Genomic DNA, 22,492 nt, shown 5'->3' on the forward strand with positions numbered 1-22,492 from the left:
TCTGGTTATCCACTGGTTGCCTGCCAAGCAAAGCAGCCGAGCCGGTTGGGCGCATAGAACGGCAACCATGAGGCCAGGTTGGGGGGACGCCCCCCCTTGGCTCCATCAAGACCGTATCGGAAAACAGTCCCGTGTCTCATGTTAGGTTTAAGCAACGTCTCGGGGCCCTAAGCCCCGTCCTTAGGCCTCCGTTTATTTCCCGGACGTCTGCCGCCCCCCGCGTTGCAGCCGCATCAGCGGCGACAACACCTTGCGCAGCGGCGCCGGGTAACCGGCGAGCTCGTCTTTCCGGACGACGCGCAGCAGAATAAGCAGGACCGGATACAAAGCGACCACCACCACGCCGACGATGCAGCAGGTCAAGAAGAACGCGATTCGCGCCGGCATCAGGTCCACCATCTGGATCCCGGCCTGATTGAGGCCGTATCCGACGCCGGACAAGACGATCACGGTCAGCAGGAAGCCGATCCAGCGGCTGCCCATCAGCGAGAACGGCACGATTCGCTTCATCGCCCGCACATTCAGCAGCGTGATGACGAGGAAACATAACCCGGTTGCGATAATGATCCCGTAAATGCCCCAAAACTGAGCCAGCACATAACTGGCGGCCAGCTTGACGGCAATCCCGATCGCCACGTGCACCATGGACAAATTGGCTTTGCCCACCCCGAGCAGGATCGAGTTGCTCGTCATCATCGTAATTTGAAAAATGGTAGCGAACGTCAGCAGCGCCACGATGCTGCTCCCGTCCCGGGTACTGAACAGCAGCCCGTTGACGGAATACGCCGCCGTTCCGAGCGCCAGGATGATCGGCATCCCGGTCAGCACCGATACCCGCATGGCCAGCGTGACCTGGCGCTGCAAATGCTCCTCGTCCTTGCGCGCGAAGGCCGCCGAAATGATCGGCACCAGCGACTGGCTGAGCGCAATCGCCAGGATCGGCGGAATGCCGGCGATCATTTGCGCCCGGTTGCCCACAATCCCCAGGATGTAAGTGGCTTGTCCGGAGCCGATTTGCCCGGTCAGCAGCGGTTTCAGGATCGAGTTGTCGATAAAGTTGACCGCCGGGACCGCTAGCGCGGTCAGCACGATCGGAATCGACAGCTTGAAGATCTCCGCGTAAATCCGCTTGAACGACAGGCGGTTTTGCTCGGTCCGGAGCGTTCCGCGCACCTCCGCCTGATCCTTCCGCAGCATTTTCATGCTGAAATACAGCATCACGACGAGCGCCGCAACCCCGCCGAGCACCGCCCCGAAGGTCGCGCCCGCGGCGATATCCTCGCCGGAATATCCCCAGTGGAACAGCAAAAAGGCCAGCAAAATGCCGGTGGTGACCCGTACGATTTGCTCGATGACCTGCGAAACGCCACCCGCGATCATAATGTTCCGCCCCTGCAAATAACCGCGAATGATGGCGATCAGCGGGAATAACAGCAGTGCCGGGGCGAGCGCGCGGATGGCGACAACCGATTCCGGCACGCCGGAAGCCCGGGCGTAATAAGGCGCCATGATGAAGAGCAGCACGAACATGACCACCCCGGCCGCCGCCGCAAAAAGAAGCGCCGCATGATAAACGCGCCGCGCTTCTTCAGGCCGATCCAGCGCGTGCCGCTCCGACACCATTTTGCTCAGCGTGCTGGGAATGCCGGCCGTGGCCAGCGTCAGCAGCATGAAATAGGCCGCGTTGGCTTGCGAGTAGGACGCGTTCCCGACATCCCCGAGAATATGCTCCAGCGGGACGCGCTGGAACAAACCAAGCACCCTGGCGATCAACGCGGCTCCCGCAAGGATTAACGTACCTTTGACAAACGATTCTTTCTTGGACAACGACAATTCCTTCTTTCCCGGTAACCAGTATCCTGATGATTGCTACTTAAGTACAAACTAAAATGTAAACTCTAAAATGCGACGATCCAGATAATGAACACAATGATCATGGCCAACTGCAGAATGACTTTCACGACGATGCTGCTGAACAAGCCGACCACCGAGCCGATCCCGACTTTAAACGCCTTCGAGAGCGGTTCGCCTTTGATCATCTCTCCGATCATTGCCCCGAGCAGCGGCCCCAGGACGAGGCCAAACGCCGGAATGACGAACGGGCCGATAATGATGCCGATCGTGCTAAGCCATACCGACAGCTTGCTGCCGCCGAATTTTTTGACGCCCCAAGCCCCGACCGCGTAATCCGCCACCAGCAGCACCACGACGATCAGCGTCTGCAGGACCCAGAAAAACCACCCAAACGATTCGAACGAGAAAAACCATCCGTACACGAAAAAGGCGAAGTAAACGGCAAGCACCCCGGGCAAAACGGGATATACCGCACCGGCCATGCCGACAACAAACAGGACAATGACCAAAATCCAGCCGAGCGCTGCGATCAAAATAGGCTCACTCCTCCGCTAAAATATAATCCCGGATAATCCAGGCAATCCCGTCTTCATTATTCGACGCGGTCACGACGTCCGCCTTCCGCTTGACGGCCTCCTGCGCATTGCCCATCGCAACGCCCAGCCCCGCCGCCTCGATCGCGGCCAAATCGTTCAGGCTGTCCCCGACGGCCACGACCTGGGACATTTCCAGACCGAGCAGCCCGCAAACGGTGCGGATTCCGCTGGCTTTGCTGATCCCCTTCGGATTAATCTCCAAATTATGCGGCGAGGAATTGGAAATCTCCAAACCGCCCAACTGGTGCAGCTCCTGCATTATTTCTCCACGCAACCGGTCGTCTTCGGTAAAATAGCCGAACTTCATCCATTGATTCCGCTCCAGATCTTCCGAGCGCCAGTTTCCTTCGTTATAGCTTTCCTCCACCGCATAGGCCCAAAACCAGACCTGCTTTTCCCGGGAGATAGCATACATCCGGGCTACCTGCGAATGGTCCAGCAATTCCCGGCGGTAAAGTTCATGCGGCGACTTCCATATCTCGCTCCCGTTAACCAAAATCATCGGCGTACCTAGCGCCAAATGCTCCGCATAAGAAATCGCCTCTCTATAGCCGCGTCCAGTCGACAAACATACATGCACGCCGGCCGCAGCCGCTTTGCGAATCCACTTCTCCGTTTCCGGCGATATTTCATGATGATCGTTTAACAGTGTTCCGTCCATATCGAGCGCCAGCAATTTGTATTTCAAGCAAGCTCCTCCATCCCAAGTATATCTAGTCTCCAAACAACATACCGCCATTTTACCATATTCCCGGAATCCCAACAAAGCTTGGGGCAACCCGCGAGGCCGTTATCTGAAAAAGAAAAAGCCGCCCTTGAAAGGGCGACCTTCGGCCGCGTTTTGCATCCAGCGTGCCTCGATCCGCTTTAAGCCGCAATGGATTTCAAACGTCTCCGCTTCCCCAGCCGGGCCACGAGGCCATGTTTGGGAGAAAGGATGAAGGCAAGCAGGAACAGCATGCCGGCGACCGTTACCATCGATCCGGCGATGGAGGCGTCCAGCCATTTGGCGGCATAATAGCCGCCGGCCGCGCTGACCGCCCCGATCAGTACGCTGTAGAGGATCATTACGCTTAGCCGGTCGGTCAGCAGATAAGCGGCGGATGCCGGAATGATCAGCATACCGACGACCAGAATCGCGCCCACGCTCTCAAACGAGGCGACCGTCGACAACGATACCAGCCCCATCAGCAGGTAGTGGAACAGAACGACCGGAATGCCTACGGCCGCCGCCAACGCCGGGTCAAAGGCGCACAGTTTGAACTGCTTGTAGAACAGCCCGATGGCGGCGAGCACGATCAACAGCGTGCCGCCCAGCATCCAGACGGCGACCGGCCCCATGTCGTACCCGTTCCAAATCCACGTATCCCACTGCACGTAGGCGATTTCGCCGAACAACACGCAGTCGAGGTCCAGATCGATGTGGGCCGCGTTCCGGCTGATCAGGATGACGCCGATCGCGAACAGGGCGGTAAACACGATCCCGATCGAAGCGTCCGACTGCAAGCCGCTGTGCTGTAGCGCTTGAATCAGGAAAACGGTGATGAGGCCAAGCACGGCGGCTCCGATCAGCATCAGCAGAGAGTCCCGCGAGCTGCTGATCAGAAAAGCAATGGCGATCCCCGGCAAGACCGAGTGGCTGATCGCATCCCCGACCATGGCCATTTTGCGCAAGATCAGAAAACAGCCCAGCACTCCGCAGGTCGCCGCTACCAGCGTACCGGTCACGATAATCCAAAAATCGGCCATGTTATTCCGCCCCCCTTTCGATCGCACTGCCGTTTTGGCGGATCACCGCCATCTCCAGATGGTGGTGCACCTCGCTGCGGCTGCGCAACCGCCGGACCCATTTCGCTAGCAGCCCCCGGTTCGGGGCGAATACCGCCGAGACGAAGAACAATGCGGTCGCCGCCAACACCGTCACCGGTCCGGTCGGCAAATTGGACAAGGTCGAACTGATCAACGTGCCCGTCACCCCCGACAGCGCTCCGAATACGCCCGCCAGCACGACCATGAGCCCCAGCGCATCGGTCCAGTACCGGGCGGCGACCGCCGGCGTAATGAGCAATGCCGCCACCAGGACGACGCCTACCGCTTGAATCCCGACGACCACCGCAACCACGGTCATGAGCAGCAGCAGTTGCTCCAGGAAGGCGACCTTCAGGCCCATCCCCCGGGCAAAACCCGGATCGAAGCTGACCAGCTTGAACTCCTTGAACAGCAGGGCGCAGACGGCGATCAGCAGCAGCGACACCGCCCCCATCAGGTATACGTCCGACAGCATCATCGAAGCCGCCTGGCCGAACATGTATTTGTCCAAACCGCTTTGATTGCCGTTCCCGCTATGCTGGATTTTCGTCAGCATGACGGTCCCGATCCCGAAGAAGACCGATAAGACGATGCCAAGGGCCGCATCCTGCTTAATCCGCGAATAGCGGGTAATGGCGGAGATCCCGAACGTCGCCAGCATCCCGGCGGCAATGGCTCCGAGCATGAACAGGCCCACCGACTTGACGCCGCTTAGCATGAACGCGATGCAAATCCCCGGCAGCGCGGCATGCGCCAGCGCATCCCCGAGCAGGCTCTGCTTGCGCAGGAAGGTAAAGGAACCGATCACCCCGCTGCCCAGCCCCAGCAGCAGCGAGCCCATCAGGATCCACTGCATATTCGGGTCCGTAAGCCATTGGAACAGATTCGATATCATATCGTCACACCGTCCCCGCCGGTACGGCGGCGATATCGGCCAGCATGGCGATCCGTCCGCCGTACGTTTTATGCAGATTCCCCGGCGTGAACGTTTCGTCGGTGGATCCGGCGGCGATCAATTCGCCGTTCAGCAACAGCACGTGATCGAAATATTCCTTGACCGTGGACAGATCATGATGCACGACCAGCACCGTTTTTCCCTGCTCCTTCAATTCGTGCAGCAGGCTGATGATCGCTTTTTCGGTAGTGGCGTCGACGCCGGCAAACGGCTCATCCATGAAATACACCTGCGCGTTTTGCGCCAACGCCCGGGCCAGAAAAACCCGCTGCTGCTGGCCGCCGGACAGCTGGCTGATCTGCCGTCCCGCAAAGTCCGCCATGCCCACCTTAGTCAGGCACTCCATGGCGATCTGCCGTTCTTTCGCGCCGGGACGCCGGAACCAGCCCAGGTGCCCGTAGCGCCCCATCATGACCACGTCGAGCGCATTCGTCGGAAAGTCCCAATCGACCGACTCCCGCTGCGGCACATACCCGACGTTTTTGCGCTGCTCGCGGTAAGGTTTGCCGTAAATGCCGACCTCACCGTCCACGATGGGGATCAACCCCAGCACCGCCTTCAGCAGGGTCGATTTCCCCGCCCCGTTCGGCCCCAAGATGCCGATCAATTTTCCTTCCGGTATTTGAAAAGACACCGATCTGAGCACCGGTTTTTTCTGATAAGCTACCGTTAAATGGTTGACTTCGAGCGGATAACCGTTCATCCCGTTCCCCCCTTATTTGATTTATTTCAATGCTTCTACGATGGTGTTTACGTTGTGGCGGACCATGTTGATGTAGGTATCCGCATCCGAGCCAGCCTCGCCCATGGAGTCGGAGTACAGCTCCCCGCCAATGCTGACCGTATGCCCCATTTCCTGGGCCCCGGCGATGACCGCCTCCATCGATTTGGTCGGTATGCTCGATTCCACGAAAACGGCCTTGATCTTATTCTCCACCAGGAAATCGCGCAGCTTGCTGACATCTTTCGAGCCGTACTCCGCCGCCGTGCTGATCCCCTGCAGCCCCATCACCTTGATGCCGTAAGCATCGCCGAAATAACCGAAGGCATCATGCGCCGTGACCAGCACCCGGTCTCGCTCGGGAATGCTCGCGATCTGCTCCTTGATCTCCGCATCCAGCTTCTCCAACTCTCCGATATAAGCTTCGGCGTTCTGCCGGTATGCTTCGGCATGGGCCGGATCATAAGCGGCCAACGTATCGCGAATCGTCTCCGTAGCGGAGATCCAGTGGCGGACGTTAAACCAGATATGCGGATCGTACTGCGCTCCGCCGGCATCCGCGCCGGAGCGCAACTCGGCCGGATCAATGCCCTTCGAGACCGCCACCGTCCGCTTCTTATGTTCCAGCTTCTCGAAAATCTCCGTCATTTTTCCTTCCAGATGCAAACCGCCGTAAAAGATAATGTCCGCTTTATCCAGCTTCTCGATATCCCCTTGCGAGGCTTTGTATAAATGCGGGTCCACGCCAGTCCCCATCAGCCCGGCAACCTCCACTTCAGCGCCGCCGACCTCCCGGACTACATCCGTGATCATCCCGATCGTGGTCACGACCTGAATCGGCGCTCCATCCGAAGGACGTTGGGCGAGATCCGCCTGCCCCTCCACCTTGGAGCAAGCGCCCAGGATAATTAACGCCAAGACGCCTAACGTCATTTTCGCCCGCTGTAATGGGCTCTTCTTCACCCTCACTTCATCCATGCCGTACTCCCTCCCCTTGCCAAAAGGTATGATTTGCAATGTTGTACAAGTAAACACTTGTTTACTTGCGCTTTATTTTTTAGTCATGAATAAAAATGTTTCCCTAGTGCAAATTTTAATCCATTAGTTTCCCAAAAGCAAGAGGAATTTTGATCGGTTAGTTTTATGGACTAAACAAGGTCAGATAATTAAACGTAAGCGCTTTTGGAGAAATATGCAGATGTGCAAAAATAATAATATCTTTTACAAGGCTTTTAGTTGTTGCTTACTTAAAACTACCATACAAAGGGATACAAGCTCCCTATGATAAGAAGCCCCTTGCCAAACAATCAACCGACCATTCTTAAGTAGGTGAAAAACTTTGAAAGAAGGAACGCCCGATTGAATGTGTCGACTAATCTCTCCAGCAGACAATGTTATTCGTATTATTCCTATGAAAGACGACCTTAAAAAGGCAACCTTTTAGATGTTCATAGGAAACAAAATAATAATCATTTCTTCTCATCCTTTATTTTTCAAAAAATCTTCAGACAGAAAAATATCCAACTATTTACATTTAATTAGAAAATATGATATTATAAAGGAAAATATTAGGAGGTGTTTGTTATGTATTCTATTTTAGAAAAAAACCGAGGTATGCGAGGTATGCAAGGAAAAATTCTTTTCAGTGTATTTGTTGGTTTGATGGCTCTTCTCGTACTAATTCCTTCAAGTTTTGCTAGTGGAGTTGCTCCTCATTCAGAAGAAAAAGGCTTAGTTGCTAATCAGTCGAACTTTATGTTACAAGGCTCCTTAAGTTATGATATTGGAGAACATTCAACAGACATCTATTGTAATGGAACGGTCACGGTATCTTTTTCTCCAAAAGGCGGATCTGATAGTAAAGGCGTCTACGTTGCAGCCTATAAGCAAGGAAATCCATCACCTATATCAGGAGACGGAGGAAGCCACTTCCCCGGGAATAAATCGGGTTCGGTTACTTTTAAGTTATATGGCTATCATTCTTTTATAGTAGAAGGTGATAGTGGTGTAACTGGAACGTATAAGGTTACATGGTAACTGCTCAATTATTTTAAAGAAAAAATTTCATTTTAATCATGCCCGATAGCTAAGCTATCGGGCAGTTTCGATTTTTTTGATTCCTGTAGTAAATATTGCTGCTTTTAAAAGAACGATCAAATACAAGAGAATAAATTAGGTTGTTATTATTCTATCTTTTTGGTATATCTTTAAGCATGAATCGTAACTTATATTTAAAAGTCACATTCACTTTTTACGATACAATAGCATCCAAGTTTCCACTTGTGTCTTATTTCGTATGTTCAATTTCGCCATGATTTCTTTCACCGGTGTACCAGACATACTCATTTCAATCGCCTTCATTTTAACTTCTAAGGGATAATGACTCTTGTTGCCAACGAAAAAACACCTCCAAGTTGTCTCCATATCTTACGACATGGCTGCACTTTCTTGAAGGTGTTTTAATTTGTCTCATATTAGGGGGTCAGTCCCAGTTAAACTCGTTTTCTATTTTATATAATATCATTGAGCACTATTCTTTGTGTCTGTCTTCATTATCATTCATTTGGTTCGGGGGATTGTTGGTTATTGACTTTCTTCGGGATCCCATCCAAGCCGTATTCCTGATCATAAGCGTCGAAAATTTTACGGGCGACCGGAGCAGCGCTCCAAGCTCCAAACCCACCTTCCGGGATAATGACCGCAACGGCAAGTTTCGGATTTTTGCGTGGCGCAAAGGCGATAAATACACCGTTATCCCTGTTCTCCCCGGCTCCCCATTGCTCTGAGGTCCCCGTCTTCCGTGCAAAATCATACGGGAACCCGTTAAAGGCCGATACATCGGTCCTCATCCCATTAATCACTGTATCCCAATAAGCATCTTTAAACTCAATCTTATTCAGTACCTTTGACTTAAATTCTTTAATAATTTTCCCGTTCTCATCCGTTATTTTGTTAACAACATGTGGTTCCATCCTCAAGCCGCGATTCGCTAATGTCGCAGTGTATTGAGCTAATTGCATCGTCGTATATCCGGCTTGTTGACCAAATGAAGCATATACTAAACGAGATAACGATGTTTCCCGCTCATCTGTATACCCCAATTTACCTAAAAATTCTTTAGGAAGATCAACCCCGGTCGAAACCCCAAGGCCGAATTCTTTCATGTACTTATCCCAAACATCAATCCCCTCCGACCCGTACTTTTTCCAAAGTTTCTCTCCAACCATATCAACCATAAAGGTATTAGAGGAATGGCGAATCGCATCAGTAGGTTTAATCTGTCCATAAGCATGTCTCCCCGAGTTGCGTACGCTGGAAGAATCATTCTTCCCGAAATAAGCGATACCCGTATCAGGGTAATAATCAGTCGACTTGAACAGCCCCTCATTAAGACCAATCAATACGGACAAGGGCTTGATCGTTGAGCCAAGCAGAACAGCAGAATCAAAATCGTGACCTGAACGACCCGAACTGATCGGAGTAATAGTCCCGTTCTGATAATTAGTCATAATTTTGGACCAATCATCCGAAGCAATACCGCCAGACTGCCACATATTCGTGTCATAATCCGGCATACTTGCCATGACTACTACATTACCGGTATCAACTTCCATAGCTACAGCATACCCGGTTTTGGCATTAGGATGGGTTTGGCCCGAAACAGGATTTTTATGCACCCAATCGATCTGGTCAAGGATCGCCTGCTCGGCAACCATTTGAATATTTTTATTAATATTTATATGCAGATCATATCCTTTTACGGGTGGAGTCACCTCCGCAATACCGGTCGCCATATTACGAGGGTCGATCGGCACGCTCTTATAACCATTCTTCCCACGAAGTTGCTCCTGATAATAGAGCTCCAACCCGTCATAACCGACGAGCTCTGTTTCTGTGTATTGCAGTGCCGGGTCCGTGTCCTTTTGTTCCCGGATATTTTTATAATACTGGAGATCCGAAGCCTCTGTAGTCGACGCGCTGGAGAATTTCTTCAAATACCCGATCGCCTGAACAGCCACCGTATCCTTATCGTAATGCCGGATACTTTCCTCCACAACCTCGATCCCTGGATACTGATCCTTTCGCTCCAGAAAATAAGCAACCTCTTCCCTAGTCAAACTCGTTTTGATCCGGCGCGGTGAAAAACCGTTCTGCTTCCGGTAATCCAGATCCATAGCTTCGATAATGTCATCTTTGGTCATTTTAGATTCCGCCTTGCCGTACTTGTCGAACACTTCCTTTAATTTGTCTGCCAAAGCCATAGCTTCCGGACGGTTCTTCTTTCCGGTGTCCGTCGTGCTGCTGTAATCCTTCTGCAGCGTGATATACAGCGACTGCACGGGCGTGGAGTAGGCCAGCTTCTCTCCCTTATCCGCATAAATGGTCCCGCGGGTCGGCGAAAGCGGGATGTCCTTGACCCGGAGATTGCTCTCCTGCTGGGATAAGGTCGGCCCTTCCACGAACTGCAAAATGGCAAGACGCACGATAATGACGGTAAAAATGGCGAAAGCGCTGAAGAAGAACATGTTCAGCCTGATATTAAAATGTCTCTGCATCGCGATTTCCTGTTCGCGCGGGTCTTCCGCATAAGCGCTTTTCACTGCGTTTCCCTACTTTCTATCCCATGAATCTTAAATTTAATATATGACAACCTTCTATATACTAACATAACGAAATGGGTAGCGGTGAAGTTACAACCCCTTGCCAAAATTTTCGTCGTCGAATCCACTTCTTGACCTGCCTCGTGATAAGAAGATGACTTTTTGAACGACCGTTTCAATGAAGGTTCAAAAAGTCAGGTTTGGAGCACCAAGAAGGTTGGATGAAGCTAGGGAGTGAGTAGCGGAGCGTAGGCAGACCTACGTGAGCAACGGAAGGCCCGGCTGATTCAAGATTCGACGTCGCATCCGCTTCTTCGCAATTGCTTCGTGATCCAAAGATGACTCTTTGAACATCCTCTCAAATTAGTTTGTCGGGGACGTGGGTCTCGGCAAAGGCCGGCGGATCGAACCAGTTCCCGCTTTTCGCCCACGTGGAGTCGAGCGGAATCCAGGCGTCCTTCTCCGACAGGTACACCTCGTTCCAGGCATGCGGACCGTATCCGCCTTGACCGTCGTATCCGAGGCCGGTCACGACCTTGACCTCCAGACCCTGCGATCTGGCCATCACGGCATACAGCCGGGAGTAGTCGATGCAGACGCCGCGTTTGGTATCGAACGTCATTTGCGGCGTTTGCTCATGCCAAATTCCCTTGTCCTCATAGTCTCTCACTTTATCGTAATCGTATGACACCCGCGTTCCGACCCAATCGTACAGCTTGCGGGCCTTCTCCTCGTCACTGTCCGCGCCTTTCGTCACTTCCGCGGCCGCCAGCTCGATATCCTGCGGGATATTGGCGTCGATCACTTCATATTTCTGCTGCAGGATGCTGCCAAGCTCGGCTTCGACGCTACGGGTAAAGACCGGCAGCTTCTCTTTGATCAAATTGCCGGTAAGCGGCTCGATCACGCTGCGCGCCCCTTGCTGGTATACCGGGGAAGCCTCGACGTAGCGGCTGAAGCCGCTGTCCGGAAACAAGGTAACCGCGATGAACAATACGGCGATCAGCACCAGGCAGCGCGCCGCCCCGATCACCGCGCCGATGCACGCTCCGGTCAAGCGGCTGAGGAACGAAGCCGGACGATCCCCGCCGGAAGCCAGCCAACCGAACAGGTTGCCGCCGCCGCGCACAAAGATCGACGCCAAGCCAACCAGAGTACGGATCAGCCAGTACGACAAAATAAATACCACGGCAAAGCGCATCAACGGAAAATCCCGCACCGCCATGACAATCGTATAAAATACCTGCTCCCACTGGGCCAGCTCGCGCTCCGGAAGCGGCAACGCCGACAGCCAAACCTGGACCTTGGGGGACAACCAGAGGGTTAACGGAATCGCGGCCGCGATGCCAAGCACCGACAACACGCCGCCGCTGAGCAAGGCAAACAGCCGGCCTGCCGACCGGGAGGCCCCGCGAAGCAGCCCTTGGAGCATCGAGCCCAACAGAACGAACAACAGCAGCACCGATATCAAATTGTATTCGCGCAAGCTTTGCAGCACCGTCGTTATGTCAACCGTCATGTCAACCCCCGCGTTCTAAGGTGATCATTTATTGCGAATTTCGTTTCGCTTCCTGGATGAAAGCTTCCAGCGTCTCGTTCACCGACCATTCGCCCAGAGAGACCCCGTGAAAGGATACTTTCACTTTGTCGCTGCCCGTTTGGCCGGTTACTTCCAGATTCGGCGTCGTGATCGTAAACGTACCGTCCGGATTTTGAATCAACTGGGCTTCTTTCGCTTCGTTCTTCATCATGTCCAAAGCTTCGCTTTTGCTGATGTTGACCGCCTGTTCCTTGACCGTCGTTACCGCTTCGCCGATATCCTTCAGCGTAATTCCACTATAGATAATGATGAAGGCGGCGATGACCAGCACGAGCGCCCATTTCACGACCGTTTTCACGAAATTGATCACCAGAAAAAGGATGACCAGCGCAACCACGATTACCAGCCAGTTTTCCTGCAAAAATTCCGTCCATACTTGAACATCCATCATGATTAACACTCCTAAACCCCATTTTGTAAATGATGCCTATCTTATTAGCCCTATTCGGCAACGCAAAGGTTGCTCTTCCATTATACATGATGGCCCATAGCGGTGTCAGCTTAACCCCTTTTCTGTTTAAAATCCCGCATCTTCCAATTTCAACTACCTTTTAAAAGGTATAAGTTCGTCCTACCTTGCGTACAAGTAGAGGGATAAGTCTTTTACAAAAAAGGGAGGGCAACCGCGTGAAAATCGCCTTCTGGCTGTACTTTTTCATGTTTCTCGCTTTCTTCGACCTGCACGCCCAGTATCCGATCCTGACTCCGTTTGCGCTGTCCCTCGGAGCCGCCCCGACGTTCATCGGCTGGATGATGGGCATCTATGCGTTGACGCATTTGCCGGGCAATCTCATCGCAGGCCAGGGCGTCGACCGCCACGGCAGCCGGGGGTACATGATCTTCAGCTTGCTCACCGCCGGGATCATCCTGCTGCTGCAAGCCCATGTGACGGAGCCGTGGCAGTTGCTTGTCTTAAGGTCGATCAGCGGGTTTGTGCTCGCCTTTTTGTCGCCCGCCTGTTTGGCTTTGCTCGCTTCGCTATCCAAAAATCCGGTGCAGCAAGGCAAGCTGATGGCCGGTCATGGGGTCATGCACACCGTAGCTTCCGTAGTATCGCCGGCGGCCGGCGCCTTCCTGGTGGCCCAATCGGGCTTTACGCTCACCTTTCAGATGTTGGGCTGGCTGTTGATCACGACCGGGATCATCGCGATTTTTACCATCAAAGAACCGGCCAAAACGGTCCCGTCCGCCTCGGCGAAGCCGTTATCCGAAGCCCACATTCCGGTCAAAATCAACGTCATCCCGCTCCGCTACTACATGCTGCCGCTTGCCGTCGCCTGCTCCCAGGGTATTTTGTTCTTTGAACTGCCGCTGCAAGCTGGGGGAACCTCGGGTATCATGCATACGGGCCTGTACTTCTCCATCATCAGCTTGGGGGCGCTTGTGACGCTGTCGATGTTATTTTTGAGCAAATATTCCCCCTACATCAGAGCGAGCGTCGGCATCCTGGGCATCGCCTTATCTTTCTTTGCGCTGGCCGCCCTCGATTTCATTCCGCTTCCCGTATCCCTGTTCGCTTTGGGTATGGCCAAGGGTGTCGTCTTTCCGGCAATCGCCTCCTTGTTTATCGACTTAAGCGGCGGGAAACGGCTGGGGACGGTGTTTTCCCTGCAATCGATCGCCATGTCGCTGGGTTCGTTTATCGGCCCGATTGCCGCAGGCGCGATGCACGGCTCGCATTCGCCTTACTTTCTGGCCTTCGTCCTGTTGATGCTCGTCATTGTCCTCGTACCGCCGAAGAAGTATGCCGGTACAACACCCCCGCCGATCGGAGCCGGAGCCGGCCATCATCATTGAGGCCGCTTGATATTTCGTTCCGGTTTAGGCTGCCGCACAGGGCACGGATAGGTGTCCTACATAAGATAAGGTGTAAACACCTACCAAGCCGAAAGCGGGGTGAACACAGATGGGTGGCGTTGACAATTGCGGACCGGGCTCTGTAGGTCCTGGCTATGGTTTCTGGACATCGACGGGGACGATCCTCGTGTTGTACATTTTGCTGGTCATCATTCTTCGTGCTCCTCTGTACTAATCCAAACAAGCGGATGTTCAATTCGGTCTGCCGCTCGGGCAGGCCGTTTTGCGTTGGATTGGCCCGTGACGGATCTTCTATTCACCTTATCCCTTCCCGAGGTAATATTTTCCTCATAAACAGAAACTCTTCCTGCCCAAAACCGTACTAACATATACATCACATTGAAGGAGGTCCTTTTTTTGAAGAAAAAACGATCCGCATGGCTGGCTATCCTGCTCATGGTCTCGCTGCTCTTGCCGACAGGAGCGATGGCGGCCGGAACGGAGGCGACAACCGATTCTTCGACGCAGGGATTGGCGAAGATCGCCGCCGAGAAAGCGGCGCTTCTGACCGGTACTTACGGAACGACGAGCGTCCAGTATGCCTTGGTGGACAACGGAAAGGTCGTCGTGTCGGGACAAGCCGGCATCAACGACGCCGAAGGAAAAATTCCGTTGACCAAAGACACGATATACGGGATCGGTTCGACCAGCAAAATGTTTACGGCCGCCGCCGTAATGAAGCTGGTGGACCAAGGCAAGATTAACTTGGATACTCCGCTCTTCCATTACATAGCGGATTTTAAAATGAAAGACGACCGATATAAGCAGATCACGCCGCGGATGCTGCTCAACCATTCCTCCGGCCTGCAGGGCTCTAGCCTGGCCAACGCTTTTTTGTTCGAAGATAACGATGCTTACGCCCACGATACGCTGCTTGAACAACTGGCCGATCAAACCCTGAAGGCCGATCCGGGCGCGTTTTCGGTGTATTGCAACGACGGGTTTACGTTGGCGGAGATTCTGGTCGAACGCGTCAGCGGGATGGACTTCACCGATTTTATCCACCAGTATTTCACCGAACCGTTAAACATGGAGCATACCCTTACGCCTCTGGATGAAATTGATGCAAGCCGGATGGCGGCGCTTTATGCTCCCGGAGTGCCGGGACAACTGCCGAACGAAACGGTGAACGTCATCGGGACGGGCGGCATCTACTCGACCGCCGAGGATCTCGTGAAATTCGCCGGCCTGTTTACCGGAGAAGCCAAAGGCATCTTGTCGGAGCAAGCGGTTAACGCCATGGCGCAGGCGGAATACCGGAATGGCCTGTGGCCGCAGGAAGCGGACAATTCCTTTGATTTCGGACTGGGCTGGGATAGCGTAAGGCTCTTCCCTTTTAACAATTACGGAATCAAGGCGTTGGCCAAGGGCGGAGATACCTTGATGTATCACGCCGAGCTCGTCGTGCTGCCGGAGCAGCATATGGCGGCGGCCGTGTTGTCCTCCGGAGGCTCCAGCTCGCTCAACCAATTGCTGGCAAATGAGCTGCTGCTGCAAGCGTTAAAAGCCAAAGGAACGATTTCCGAACTGAAGCCCGCCAAATCCTTCGGGACACCGGTGAAAGCCGACATGCCGGACGAGATGGCCAAATATAGCGGTTTCTACGGTGCCACGAACCAATTGATCCGGATCGACGCCGCAGACGGCGAATTAAAAGTGTCGTCTCCATTCGCGCCGGAGGAACCGGCTGCTATGAAACTGATTTATACGGCGGACGGCACCTTCATCAGTGAAGATGGCAGCCTGAAGGTCGGCTTCGCGAAGGAGAAAAACGGGCGCACTTATCTCTGGGAAAGACAATACGCAACCGTTCCCGAGTTAGGGCAACTGGCGCTGAATCAATATTCCGCCGAGAAGCTCGAGGAGAACGCAATCCCGCCGGAAACCGAGGCGGCCTGGAAGAAGCGCGATGGGAAATCCTATTTCCTGGTATCGGAAAAATACAGCTCGCTGGCTTACTTCATGATGCTGCCGACCGTAGAAATCGGCTTGACGGATAATCTGCCCGGCTATGTGCTGGACAAACAAATCACGGGGCCTTCCACGATGATGGGCAAACACCAGATTCCGGCGATGGGAAGCCGGGACGCCGTGGAATTCCGTTTCTTCGCCCGGCAAGGGGCGGAATACCTGGAAGCCGCAGGCTCCCTGTACTTGAGCGAAGACCAAGTAAAGGCGTTGTACCCCGGGAAGAAGTCGTCGGTGACCCTGCGTCCGGACGAACAAGCCCGCTGGTTCTCCGTTCCGGCCAAAGCCGCCGGCAAAACTTTGACCGTCGACCTGCCGGCCAAAACGTCCTTTGCGGTGTATGATGCTTCCGGCGCATGCGTGAACTTTTCGGCAGCCGGCGGCGGCAACCAAGTGAAACTGCCGGAAAACGGAAAGGTTGTTTTTATCGGTGACCCGGGCGCGACCTTCCGCATTTCCTTGAACTCATAACTGCTCATAGTTTATCTTTAGCGAAAAAAACAGGGTGCCTCACCGCAAATTCGTGAGCGTACACCCTGTTTTTTTTATATGAAAGCCCCTCCGGCCTGACCAACTTAGAAATTGAAGTCGTCGTCCGTGAGCGGCTCGACATTGAGCGCGCGCACATAGCCGTTGCCTTTTTTGGAGAAGAAGTCGTGCTGCTTGGTGTCGGTACGGATGCCGTTGAACACGATCGGATTGATCTCTTCCTCCTCGAACGGCGGCTCCAGGCCGAGGTTCATAAACGCCTTATTGGCGTTGTACCGCAGGAATGCCTTGACTTCGTCCACCAGCCCGATCTTCGTATAAATCTGCTCGGTGTACCGCTCCTCGTTGGCATGCAAGTAATGCAGCAGCCCTTCGAGCGTTTCGGATACATCCTTCTGCTCGTCCTCGTTCATTTGCGCGTAAACCTCCTGCGCCAGCACGCCGACATACACGCCGTGGATGCTCTCGTCGCGCAGGATCAGGTCGATGATCTCGCCGCTGCAGGTCATCTTGCCCTGACCGGCCAAATAAAGCGGATAAAAGAAGCCGCTGTAAAACAAATAGCTTTCAAGCAGAACGGACGCCGCCATGGCCAAATACAGCTCGCGCGGGGAGTTGATGCTGGTGTAGTACTGGCGGATCGTCTCCGCCTTCGTCTGGAGCATCGGATTTTGCTCGACCCAGCGGAAAATGTCGTCGATCTCTTCATTCGAAGCCAGCGTGGTGAAAATGCTGCTGTAAGACTTGGCGTGAATTTGCTCCATCATGCCCATAAAGCCAAGCACGGCTTTGCGCTGCAGGCCGTCCACATGCTCCATGATCTGCGGCATGCCGACGCCGCCCTGCACCGTGTCGAGCAGCGTCAGGCCGCCGAGCACCTTCATATACGCTTCTTTTTCATCTTCGCTTAACGTCATCCAGGACATCTTGTCGTCGGACAACGGGATTTCATCATCCGTCCAGAACTGCATAATGTTCTGATTCCAGAACATCATCGTAAAATCGTCGTCCGGACGGTTCCAGTTGACAGCTCGTAATGCGCACATTGCTGTTCGTTCATCCTTTCTGTATCTTCCGTAAATAATCTGTCCTGCTTCGTGATCAAAAGACGACTTTTTGAACTACCATTTCGATGAAGGTTCAAAAAGTCAGGTTTGGAGCACCGAGAAGGTTGAATGAAGCTAGGGACTGAGTAGCGGAGCGTACGTTTGGGGTACGTGAGCAACAGAAGGCCCGACTCAATTCAAGATTCGAGCCGAATCCGCTCCATGACCAACTTCGTGATCCAAAGATAACTTTTTGAACTACCTTTAAACCGAGCAGGTGAGGCATTCTTCCACGGACAACTTCTTCGTCCGGGTATAATACAGCGATTTGAGCCCTCTATGCGCGGCGTACAAATAATAGCGCGCCAGTTGACGGGTCGTCACATTGCTGTTGACGTGCAGGATCGTCGAGATGCCCTGGTCGATATGCGGCGCGATTTCCGCGATCAGGTCGATCACCTTGAACTGGTCCATCTGATAAGCGGATTTATAGTAAAAAATATTTTCCGCGCTTAAGTAAGGCATTGGATAATAGGTCGTCGAGTTCGCGTAGGTCCGGGTTTCGATCTGCTCCACGACGGGCATCACGCTCGAGGTGGCGTTCTGGATGTACGAAATGCTGGCGGTCGGCGCGATCGCCAGACGGTAGGCATGGTACAAGCCGTTCTTCATCACCGCCTGCTTCAGCTCGGCCCAGTCTTGCGGAGACGGAATGGGCATGCCTGTAAACAGCTCGGCCACCCTCACGGTCTGCGGGCGGTAATCCGTATTCACATAGCGGTCGAAATACTCGCCTGTCGCATACTCGGACCGCTCGAAACCGGCAAAGACCTCTCCGGTCTGCACGGCGATCTCCATGCTTTTTTCCAGCGAATAGTAATTCATCATCATAAAGAACGTCCGGGCAAAATCCCGGGCCTGTTCGCTTTCGTAAGCGATTTTGTTTTTGGCGAAAAATCCGTGCAGGTTCATCACGCCAAGTCCGACGGAATGCATCTCGCGGTTCGCTTTGGCGACGCCGGGAGCGTTCGAAATGTTCGTCATGTCGCTGACGGCCGTGAGCGCCACCATGCCTTCATGGACGGATTCGCGAATTTTCTTCCGCTCCATCACGTTCACGATGTTCAGGGACGCGAGGTTGCAGCTGATGTCGCGGCGGATGGCATCCGCCTGGCCGTAATCCATAATCTCCGACGTCTCCTGCAGCTGGAAGATTTCCGTGCACAGGTTGGACATTTTGACTTGCCCGATGTTTTTCAGCGCGTGCTGGTTGTTGGCATTGCTCTTGTTCATGATGTACGGGTAGCCGGATTCGAGTTGAACCATAGCGATTTTGGTCAGCATGTCCCGCGCGCTCATCAGCTTTCTCTTCTTGACCCGTTCGTCGGCGAGCAGCTTGTCGTACATCACGTCCAGGTCCATGTCGTCGAGATGCGTGCCGTAAGCCTGATAGACGCTGTAAGGTCCAAACACGTACAACGGCTCGTTCGCCTTGGCCAGCTCGTAGAAACGGTTAGGGACGATCAGGCCGATCGACAGGGTTTTCAGGCGGATCCGCTCATCGGCGTTGATTTTTTTGCTGTCCAGAAACTCGGCGACATCCCAGCCGAAAATGTTGTAATACCCTGCGCCCGAGCCTTTGCGCTGCCCCATCTGGTCGGCATAGGAGAAGGCGTCCTCCATCAGCTTCAACACCGGCATGATCCCCTTGGCCGCGCCTTCCACGCCTTTGATCGCTTCGCCGCGCCCGCGCAGCTTCGACAGGTTCACCGCGACGCCACCGCCGATTTTGGACAGCTGCATGCAGGTATTCAGCACGTAGTTGATCGAATTCAGCGAATCGTCCATTTCCAGCAGGAAGCAGGAAACCATCTCGCCGCGACGGCTTTTACCCGCGTTCAGGAACGTCGGAGTGGCGGGCTGCAGCCGCTGCTCCATCATGGAGCGAGCCAGCGTGCTGGCGGTATCCGCATGGCCCCGGCCGAGGTGAAGCGCCACGATCGCGACCCGGTCCGGATAATGCTCCAGAAACTTGGACTTGTCGTTCGTTTTCAACGCGTAGTCATTGTAAAACTTCGAAGCCGCCATATAAGACGGAAACTCAAAATCGTAGCTATGGGTAATGGCATATACGCCCTCGACCTCGTCAGCCGTATACTGCTCGTACACATTTTCGTAGTAATCGTTCTCGATCATATACCGCACTTTGTCGGTCGCGCTCGGGAAGGTCACGCTCTTGCGGGCCACCTCTTCCATAAACTCGGCGACGGCCTCCCGGTCCTTCTCCAGTTGAAAGAACCCGTTTTCGTCCCGCTTCATCAATAGATTATTCAGCTCAATATGCCGCAACCCGGCTCACCTCCTGCTTGAATCTTTCCGCATCCTTCTTCGTTCCCGACAGCTCGAATTTGGCCACGACCGGAACGCGGTAACGCTCCGCGATCAAATCCGCGCTCTTCGCAAACCGTTCTCCCCAGTTACGGTTGCCGCTGGCAGCAACGCCGAGCAGCCGCTCATGGTTTTGCTCCAGAAAAGCGGTGACCTTCGTCGGCACCTGTCCGAACCCGGTCGTATATGTAATCAGCACAAACGGCTCCTCCAGCGTCATGCCCTCGTCGATTTGTACGGCGGGCCATTCGAGCTTCTGAATGAACCTTTTCACATTTCCCGTTTTGGAATCGTACGCAATCAGCATCGTTACTCCCTCACTTTTCCTCTGTCAACCTAGTGGTGATTTTATTTTTAAATGTAAAAACGAAAATTTACGCAAAAACAATATATTGTTGTATTAACTCAATTTAATACCTATATATAGTGTTGTCAATCCTGCTAATCGCCCGGACCAGCTTGAAAAACCTGTGGATAATGTGGAAAAACGCGGCAATCTCGCTTCATAGCAAGCGCTGGCGTCGGACATGCTGTTGATAAGTTTTTTTGAAAAAATTCTCTGTCAAAATAAAAAACGCCTGACCGGCGTCATTGATCAAGTTGCTATTTTGTATGCATCTACCGCCTCTAGCCTGCCGTCGATGTGCCTTGCCGCTCAGGCCATACACGGCTGCCGCTACTGCCATTGCTCCCCTCTGCGTTACTGCCACTGCTACCCTCTGCCGCCACTGTCGCCGTAACGGACCTCAATGACGTTATTTTCTCATTTCCCGGTTATTTCCCGCTGTAACGGACTCGAGAGGCGCTATTCTACCTCATTGGAGGTCATTTGTGCCGATTCGAGCGAAATAACGCCTCCTCAGTCCGTTACAATTTGGGGCCACCTGTTTTGGGGCCTTAAGGTCCCTGGATTCCAGCGGAATATGTCTCAGCGTGAATTGGCAAGACTAACAGGATTAAGACCAAACACCATAAACCACCTTTGTTCCATGGAAGTCGACAGAGTTCATCTTAGTACTTTTGATGTAATTTGTAAGACTTTAAACATCAGCCTGCATGAACTTCTTGTAATGGAGGACGAGTAAGTTACGTGATCGTTGAACCGGTGGCGCTGCCCAGTGATGTATAGCCGCACAATGCAAGGAAAACACGTTAATTATAGTATACATGCCTCAGTTTACGTCACGCCGCTACGCACGATTGCATTTGTACGATTTTTCGTACAAAGCCCCTGCTTATGGATGGATCATGAGCGCTTTTGTACGATTTTTCATACAAAACCGCCGCTTCGGGGCATCACTCGAGCGCTTTTGTACGATTTTTCGTATAAACCCCTGCATCGGGACGGCTTATGAGCGCTTTTGTACGATTTTTCGTACAAAACCTTGTGAACGGACCGCTTTGCATCACATCCGCCGCCCGGTATAAACTATAAGCGTACCGAACCGGTCCAATCTTCATTCCGCGGGGTGATTATAGTTTGAACATCAGCATCATTGTCGAAGGCAAAAACGACCGGAGCAAGCTGCGGCGCCTGCTGGACGAAGAGATCAACATTTACTGCACGTTTGGCACGTTAAACAACGAAAAGCTGGAAAGCTTGCGGAAAAAAATCAAGGACGATGAACTGTTCCTGTTTCTCGATAACGATCCGTCCGGCAAACGCATCCGCGGGGTGCTGCGGGATGCTTTTCCCGATGCGGTGCAAATCTATACCCGAAAGGGATATGCCGGCGTAGAGGGCACGCCCGACGAATACGTGATCGCCCAATTGGAAAAAGCCGGGCTGGAGGAATATATCCAATATCCCCCGCCGGCTTCATACGAAAAAGGCGACTTTTGATCGCGATGTAGTTCTGGATGCAGATTCGGCGTCGAATCTTGATTCAGCACGGTCACTCCGTTGCTCACGTAGGTTTTGCCTACGCTCCGCTACTCACTCCCTAACTTCATCCAACCTTCTCGGCGCTGAAAAGCAGACTAGCGACTTCCGGCACTACTCCCGGGCCAGACTATTCACGCCCGCGGCAATTTCCTGAGGAGTCGCTTCGGGCCGATAAATTTCGCGCAGTCGCCCTTCGCGGTCCACGAGACCGATCAGGTCCATGTGCACGAAATTGCCGTCCTCGTCTTTATTGATCAGGATCTTAAACGAGTCCATCGCCAGATCGATCGTCTTCTGCTGATCCCCGCGCAGGAAATACCAGCCCGAATAATCCGCCTTGAATTTATCGCCGAACGCTTTGACATTCTCCAGCGTGTCGCGCTCCGGATCAAAGGTAATGGAGACGATCGAAGCGTCCGTGCCGAACAAGCCTTGCTCCTTCAAAATATCCTGTACCTGGCTAAGCCGGAAGGTCGTGATCGGACAAACATCCGGACAATTGGCAAAAAAGAAATAAAACAGCCGGACTTTGCCGTTCGTGTCCTCCAGCGTCACCGTTTTGCCGTCCACGTTCTCCATGCTGAAATCGGCAACGGGACGGATCACCGGCAGCTTTGGTTTGGAATACGTATCCCACAGCAAGTATCCGGCCAGAACCACGCATACGGCCAGTAAAATCCACGTCCACTTGTACTTCTTCAGTACGGCCATCCCCTAGACCTC

General features: G+C 53.3%; 20 protein-coding genes and 1 pseudogene. 6 read left to right on the top strand and 15 right to left on the bottom strand.

Translation table 11 applies throughout. The features are described 5' to 3' along the window. Positions 1-192 precede the first annotated feature (192 nt). From ACQ4N8_RS05030 to ACQ4N8_RS05060, 7 genes are all read right to left on the bottom strand, one after another. The gene (locus tag ACQ4N8_RS05030; protein WP_430703252.1) at positions 193-1,827 is read right to left on the bottom strand and encodes a putative polysaccharide biosynthesis protein; all 1,635 of its coding nucleotides are present in this window, start codon (positions 1,825-1,827) and stop codon (positions 193-195) included. Between the two features lie 71 nt (positions 1,828-1,898). Continuing rightward, positions 1,899-2,384, bottom strand: coding sequence for a DUF456 domain-containing protein (locus tag ACQ4N8_RS05035; RefSeq protein ID WP_430703348.1), 486 nt, complete (start codon positions 2,382-2,384; stop codon positions 1,899-1,901). Positions 2,385-2,394: 10 nt separating this feature from the next. Continuing rightward, complete coding sequence (locus ACQ4N8_RS05040) at positions 2,395-3,138, bottom strand: Cof-type HAD-IIB family hydrolase (RefSeq protein ID WP_430703253.1); 744 nt, start codon at positions 3,136-3,138, stop codon at positions 2,395-2,397. A gap of 179 nt (positions 3,139-3,317) precedes the next feature. After that, positions 3,318-4,199: a metal ABC transporter permease gene (locus ACQ4N8_RS05045; RefSeq protein ID WP_430703254.1), complete on the bottom strand. Its 882-nt coding sequence runs from the start codon at positions 4,197-4,199 to the stop codon at positions 3,318-3,320. 1 nt (position 4,200) lies between these two features. Next, on the bottom strand, positions 4,201-5,154 hold the full coding sequence (locus tag ACQ4N8_RS05050) for a metal ABC transporter permease (protein ID WP_430703255.1): 954 nt from the start codon (positions 5,152-5,154) through the stop codon (positions 4,201-4,203). Between the two features lie 4 nt (positions 5,155-5,158). After that, on the bottom strand, positions 5,159-5,917 hold the full coding sequence (locus ACQ4N8_RS05055; protein WP_430703256.1) for a metal ABC transporter ATP-binding protein: 759 nt from the start codon (positions 5,915-5,917) through the stop codon (positions 5,159-5,161). Between the two features lie 21 nt (positions 5,918-5,938). Continuing rightward, a complete protein-coding gene (locus ACQ4N8_RS05060; protein ID WP_430703257.1) occupies positions 5,939-6,913 on the bottom strand; it encodes a metal ABC transporter solute-binding protein, Zn/Mn family in 975 nt (324 codons plus the stop codon). A 606-nt stretch (positions 6,914-7,519) separates the two neighbouring features. Between ACQ4N8_RS05060 and ACQ4N8_RS05065 the strand changes: the two genes are divergently transcribed. Then, a complete protein-coding gene (locus ACQ4N8_RS05065; protein WP_430703258.1) occupies positions 7,520-7,972 on the top strand; it encodes a hypothetical protein in 453 nt (150 codons plus the stop codon). Between the two features lie 228 nt (positions 7,973-8,200). On the opposite strand, the pseudogene ACQ4N8_RS05070 reads toward ACQ4N8_RS05065, so the two are convergent. From ACQ4N8_RS05070 to ACQ4N8_RS05085, 4 genes and pseudogenes are all read right to left on the bottom strand, one after another. After that, positions 8,201-8,359: pseudogene (locus tag ACQ4N8_RS05070) on the bottom strand (helix-turn-helix domain-containing protein); the annotation flags it as partial. A 131-nt stretch (positions 8,360-8,490) separates the two neighbouring features. Then, on the bottom strand, positions 8,491-10,536 hold the full coding sequence (locus ACQ4N8_RS05075) for a peptidoglycan D,D-transpeptidase FtsI family protein (RefSeq protein ID WP_430703259.1): 2,046 nt from the start codon (positions 10,534-10,536) through the stop codon (positions 8,491-8,493). 358 nt (positions 10,537-10,894) lie between these two features. Beyond that, the gene (locus ACQ4N8_RS05080) at positions 10,895-12,055 is read right to left on the bottom strand and encodes a transglutaminase domain-containing protein (RefSeq protein WP_430703260.1); all 1,161 of its coding nucleotides are present in this window, start codon (positions 12,053-12,055) and stop codon (positions 10,895-10,897) included. Positions 12,056-12,083: 28 nt separating this feature from the next. Beyond that, positions 12,084-12,524: a hypothetical protein gene (locus ACQ4N8_RS05085; protein WP_430703349.1), complete on the bottom strand. Its 441-nt coding sequence runs from the start codon at positions 12,522-12,524 to the stop codon at positions 12,084-12,086. Positions 12,525-12,763: 239 nt separating this feature from the next. Between ACQ4N8_RS05085 and ACQ4N8_RS05090 the strand changes: the two genes are divergently transcribed. The 3 genes from ACQ4N8_RS05090 to ACQ4N8_RS05100 all read left to right on the top strand — a co-directional run bounded on the left by ACQ4N8_RS05090 (position 12,764) and on the right by ACQ4N8_RS05100 (position 16,432). After that, on the top strand, positions 12,764-13,933 hold the full coding sequence (locus tag ACQ4N8_RS05090) for an MFS transporter (protein WP_430703261.1): 1,170 nt from the start codon (positions 12,764-12,766) through the stop codon (positions 13,931-13,933). 109 nt (positions 13,934-14,042) lie between these two features. After that, on the top strand, positions 14,043-14,168 hold the full coding sequence (locus ACQ4N8_RS05095) for a sporulation protein YjcZ (protein ID WP_430703262.1): 126 nt from the start codon (positions 14,043-14,045) through the stop codon (positions 14,166-14,168). Positions 14,169-14,350: 182 nt separating this feature from the next. Continuing rightward, the gene (locus tag ACQ4N8_RS05100; protein WP_430703263.1) at positions 14,351-16,432 is read left to right on the top strand and encodes a serine hydrolase domain-containing protein; all 2,082 of its coding nucleotides are present in this window, start codon (positions 14,351-14,353) and stop codon (positions 16,430-16,432) included. Positions 16,433-16,536: 104 nt separating this feature from the next. On the opposite strand, the gene nrdF is transcribed toward ACQ4N8_RS05100, so the two are convergent. The 3 genes from nrdF to nrdI form a co-directional block, all read right to left on the bottom strand. Next, positions 16,537-17,496, bottom strand: coding sequence for a class 1b ribonucleoside-diphosphate reductase subunit beta (nrdF, locus tag ACQ4N8_RS05105; protein WP_430703264.1), 960 nt, complete (start codon positions 17,494-17,496; stop codon positions 16,537-16,539). 264 nt (positions 17,497-17,760) lie between these two features. Then, on the bottom strand, positions 17,761-19,845 hold the full coding sequence (nrdE, locus tag ACQ4N8_RS05110; RefSeq protein ID WP_430703265.1) for a class 1b ribonucleoside-diphosphate reductase subunit alpha: 2,085 nt from the start codon (positions 19,843-19,845) through the stop codon (positions 17,761-17,763). Then, the gene (nrdI, locus tag ACQ4N8_RS05115; protein WP_430703266.1) at positions 19,832-20,191 is read right to left on the bottom strand and encodes a class Ib ribonucleoside-diphosphate reductase assembly flavoprotein NrdI; all 360 of its coding nucleotides are present in this window, start codon (positions 20,189-20,191) and stop codon (positions 19,832-19,834) included. The genes nrdE and nrdI overlap by 14 nt, the downstream gene beginning before the upstream one ends. 616 nt (positions 20,192-20,807) lie before the next feature. Between nrdI and ACQ4N8_RS05120 the strand changes: the two genes are divergently transcribed. Both ACQ4N8_RS05120 and ACQ4N8_RS05125 read left to right on the top strand, forming a co-directional pair. Further along, the gene (locus ACQ4N8_RS05120; RefSeq protein ID WP_430703267.1) at positions 20,808-20,969 is read left to right on the top strand and encodes a helix-turn-helix domain-containing protein; all 162 of its coding nucleotides are present in this window, start codon (positions 20,808-20,810) and stop codon (positions 20,967-20,969) included. Between the two features lie 395 nt (positions 20,970-21,364). Further along, positions 21,365-21,727, top strand: a complete 363-nt coding sequence (locus tag ACQ4N8_RS05125; RefSeq protein WP_430703268.1) for a toprim domain-containing protein — start codon at positions 21,365-21,367, stop codon at positions 21,725-21,727. A 153-nt stretch (positions 21,728-21,880) separates the two neighbouring features. Here the strand turns inward: ACQ4N8_RS05125 and ACQ4N8_RS05130 are convergent, their stop codons facing one another. After that, complete coding sequence (locus tag ACQ4N8_RS05130; RefSeq protein ID WP_430703269.1) at positions 21,881-22,480, bottom strand: SCO family protein; 600 nt, start codon at positions 22,478-22,480, stop codon at positions 21,881-21,883. Between the last annotated feature and the right edge of the window lie 12 nt (positions 22,481-22,492).

Source organism: Paenibacillus macerans (assembly GCF_050565405.1).
Lineage (GTDB): Bacteria > Bacillota > Bacilli > Paenibacillales > Paenibacillaceae > Fontibacillus > Fontibacillus macerans_B.